Origin of the sequence: Ferruginibacter sp. (assembly GCF_031430955.1) — a bacterium.
Taxonomy (GTDB): Bacteria; Bacteroidota; Bacteroidia; order Chitinophagales; family Chitinophagaceae; genus Ferruginibacter.
The window spans coordinates 1-3674 of sequence record NZ_JANPCM010000637.1 but is presented as its reverse complement, the minus strand read 5'-3'; the positions used below and the strand labels follow the sequence as shown (position 1 = coordinate 3674).

General features: G+C 37.4%; 3 protein-coding genes. 2 read left to right on the top strand and 1 reads right to left on the bottom strand.

Features of this window, described 5'->3' with window-relative positions:
* Positions 1-313: 313 nt before the first annotated feature.
* The gene (locus tag ACY65O_RS18075; RefSeq protein WP_462222260.1) at positions 314-1015 is read right to left on the bottom strand and encodes a head GIN domain-containing protein; all 702 of its coding nucleotides are present in this window, start codon (positions 1013-1015) and stop codon (positions 314-316) included.
* 82 nt (positions 1016-1097) lie between these two features.
* Here ACY65O_RS18075 and guaA point away from each other — a divergent pair, with 82 nt between their 5' ends.
* Entirely contained in the window at positions 1098-2648 is a 1551-nt protein-coding gene (guaA, locus tag ACY65O_RS18070; protein WP_462222259.1) for a glutamine-hydrolyzing GMP synthase, read from the top strand.
* A gap of 75 nt (positions 2649-2723) precedes the next feature.
* On the top strand, positions 2724-3674 hold a 951-nt coding region (locus tag ACY65O_RS18065; RefSeq protein WP_462222258.1), incomplete at its 3' end, for a hypothetical protein.

Below are 3674 nucleotides of genomic sequence, written 5' to 3'. Positions count from 1 at the left end.
TGAATTACCGTTTTTTAATTTGGAGTGCAAAGGTAAGGGCTGTAATTGTAATAGCAAAGTAATAAGGGAAGTTTTTTTTGGATAGGGAGATATTTGGGGATAAAAAACCGAAAGCAATAACTTACTCTCTATATAAAGGTTCCAAACTAATATATTAGAGTGTCTAATTACACTGCATATTTCATTACTGTTTTATCCTTCATTCTATAACTGCCTCAGTTAAGATAAAAAAAGATAGCCAGCGAAATGTGGGTTAAAAAAGGTACATTTCGCTGGCTATCTATAGCGCAACAATTGGGGAATTAAACTATTTTCATTCTTTTTTCTCCACACTTCCGCTGCTGCTTACCGATTGTTTTACAGTTGCGCCGCCGTGGTAATCTATACTTCCGCTGCTGCTGGCATTGGCATTAAGGCTAACACTTGCATATACATCAGCACTGCCGCTGCTGCTGGCTTCCACATCTGCATTTTCGCTTAAAAGCCCGGCCGATTTTATATCGCCGCTGCTGGAAACCTGTGCTTTGTAATTTTTTGTTTTACCACTCAAAGTAACCGACCCGGAACTGTTAGCCTGAGCCTCTACCTCAGGTGCATCAACCTCTGCCTCAATATCTGCGGAACTGGTTGCCGTAAAACTAAGCTTGCCAGCATCTTTAATTATATCTAAAACTTTTACGGTTGCGGATGCATCTGCATTAATGCGGATCAATGATGGCGTGGTGATAAACAGCTTCATGTGTACATTATTTAAACTATGCATGCCTTCCATTTTTATCCTTAATTCATTTCCTGATACATTAGTTACAATGTATTTCATAATATTATCATCGGCCTCCACCCTTATTGCTGCAGTAGTACCAATTTTTACTTCTACATCAAAAGAACTGCTGACAGATATGCTGTTAAAATTTCCAACATTTCTTGTTTCGGTTATTACGTTACCACTACCTGTGGTGTAATCGCAGGAGTTTAACATTACAAAAGCGGATAGAATTACTAATAGTTGTTTCATGGTTAAATATTTTTAAGCAAATATAAAAACCTGCCAGTCTAATTCCTATACCATTCAACTAATTATTTACCTTCGCAGCTCTATGACAGAAAAAATACTTATTCTAGATTTTGGATCACAATACACCCAGTTAATTGCCCGTACAGTTAGGGAAGCCAATGTGTATTGCGAAATTGTGCCTTACAATAAAACAATAATTTACAGTCCGGAACTAAAAGGGATTATTTTGGGAGGTTCGCCTTTTTCGGTTAATGAAGAAAAAGCATTAGTGGTTGATGTAAAAGCAATGGTGGAAAACGTGCCGGTGCTGGGTATTTGTTATGGGGCACAATTAACAGCCAAACTTTTTGGAGGAAGGGTTGATAAAAGCGAAAAAAGAGAATATGGCAGGGCCATCTTTACAAAAACAAAGGAAGACAGTTTATTACAAAATGTATCGGCAACATCGCAGGTATGGATGAGCCACAGCGATACCATTAAAGTATTACCGGATGGATTTGAACTATTAGGAACTACTGAAAGTATTCCTGTAGCTGCCTTCAAACGGACAACCGACAACGGACAACGGGCAACAAATTTGCCCTTGTACGGGTTACAGTTTCATCCCGAAGTCTATCATTCTGCCGAAGGCAAAATAATTGTAAAAAATTTTTTAGTAAATATTTGTGGCTGCTCCCAAAACTGGACACCCGAACACTTTATTACCGATACCGTTGCCGCACTTAGAAAACAAATTGGTAACCGAAAAGTAATTATGGCACTTAGCGGTGGTGTGGACAGTACCGTTGCTGCAACGTTGATACACCGTGCCATTGGCGAAAACCTGTATGGTATTTTTGTTGATAATGGCGTATTGCGTAAAAATGAATTTGAAGAAGTGCTGGAAATTTATGCAGAGTTGGGCCTTAATGTAAAAGGCATTAATGCAAGGGAACATTTTTACACCAAACTTGCCGGTAAAATTGACCCGGAAGAAAAACGCAAAGCTATTGGCGGTGGGTTTATAGAAATTTTTGACCAGGAAGCGCATAAAATTGAAGGTGTGGAATTATTGGGACAGGGCACTATTTATCCCGATGTGATTGAATCACTTTCGGTACATGGCCCATCGGCAACAATAAAAAGCCACCACAATGTTGGAGGATTGCCCGATACAATGAAATTAGAACTGGTGGAACCATTACGTTCTTTATTTAAAGATGAAGTAAGAAGAGTTGGTACAGAACTTGGGATACCACAACAAATGATTAACCGTCACCCTTTTCCCGGCCCGGGTTTGGGTATAAGAATTTTGGGAGAAGTTACTGAGGAAAAGGTACGGTTATTGCAAGAGGCAGATGCTATCTATATAAATGGGCTGAAGAAATATAATTTGTATGCAACTGTTTGGCAGGCGGGTACAATCTTGCTACCGGTAAAGAGTGTAGGTGTAATGGGTGATGAAAGAACTTATGAATTTACGGTAGTATTAAGAGCAGTAACTTCGGTAGATGGCATGACAGCAGATTGGGCACATTTACCTTACGATTTTTTGGCCGATATATCCAATGAAATAATTAATAATGTTAGAGGAATTAACCGTGTGGTGTATGATATAAGCAGCAAACCTCCGGCAACTATTGAATGGGAATGATTTTAGGAATTGGGAATTAGGGATTAGGGTTGAGAAGTATTGTTGCAGATTATTTAGATTTAGAATATTTTTATTATGGCTAAGAAATTTTTTATTGGATTATTTATTTTATTTTTTTCAACACATGCGTTTAATGCAAATGCACAAACAGATTCGTCCAAAAAAATGCCCACTTACCGTGTGGCAATTTTTGCACCGCTTTATTTAGATTCTGTTTTCAGCAATAATACTTTTCGCTATACGCAGGGTGTACCAAAATTTATTGCACCTTCTGTTGAATTTATACAGGGAGCACAAATTGCGTTAGACTCCATGAAAATGGGTAAAGAAAATGTAGAAGCTTTTATTTATGATTCTAAATCTTACAACAAAAATATTTCTTATCTTATTAATAATAAAAAATTAGACAGCCTTGATTTAATAATTGGTTCGGTTAGGGATATGGATTATAAGCAACTGGCCGATTTTGCTTTGTTAAAAAACATTCCTTTTATTTCTGCCACACACCCTAACGATGGTGGTATAACAGCAAACCCTTTTACCGTTATTATTAACTCTACCCTTAAAGCACATTGCGAAGCTATTTACAGTTACCTGTTACAAAATCATGGTACAGATATAATTTATTTATGCAGAAAAAAGGGGGCGCAGGAAGATAAGGTAGCTGCATATTTTAAAACGCTTAATGAGCAGGATGGAAAACCTCTATTGAGTATACAAATCCTGAACACGGACAGTACTTTCTCTTCGGATATTTTAAAAAATAAATTAGACAGTAACCGGCAATCTGTAATTATTGGAGGCAGCCTGGATGAAAGTTTTGCCACCGGTCTTGCAACAGCCTGCTATGATTTATTTGAAACTTATCCCATTACTTTAATTGGCATGCCCAACTGGGATGGGTTTGCATCGTTGCAAAAAAAGAATGATTTTGATGGCTTCCCAATTTATTTTACATCTCCATATTTTAATAATAAATGGGACAGCTACAGTAAAATGCTGAACAGCGTTTATTTAAAAAAATAT

Excerpts from the sequence above, each read along its gene's own strand:
- ACY65O_RS18075 (WP_462222260.1), bottom strand. The coding sequence starts at position 1,015 with ATGAAACAACTATTAGTAATTCTATCCGCTTTTGTAATGTTAAACTCC.
- guaA (WP_462222259.1), top strand. The coding sequence starts at position 1,098 with ATGACAGAAAAAATACTTATTCTAGATTTTGGATCACAATACACCCAG.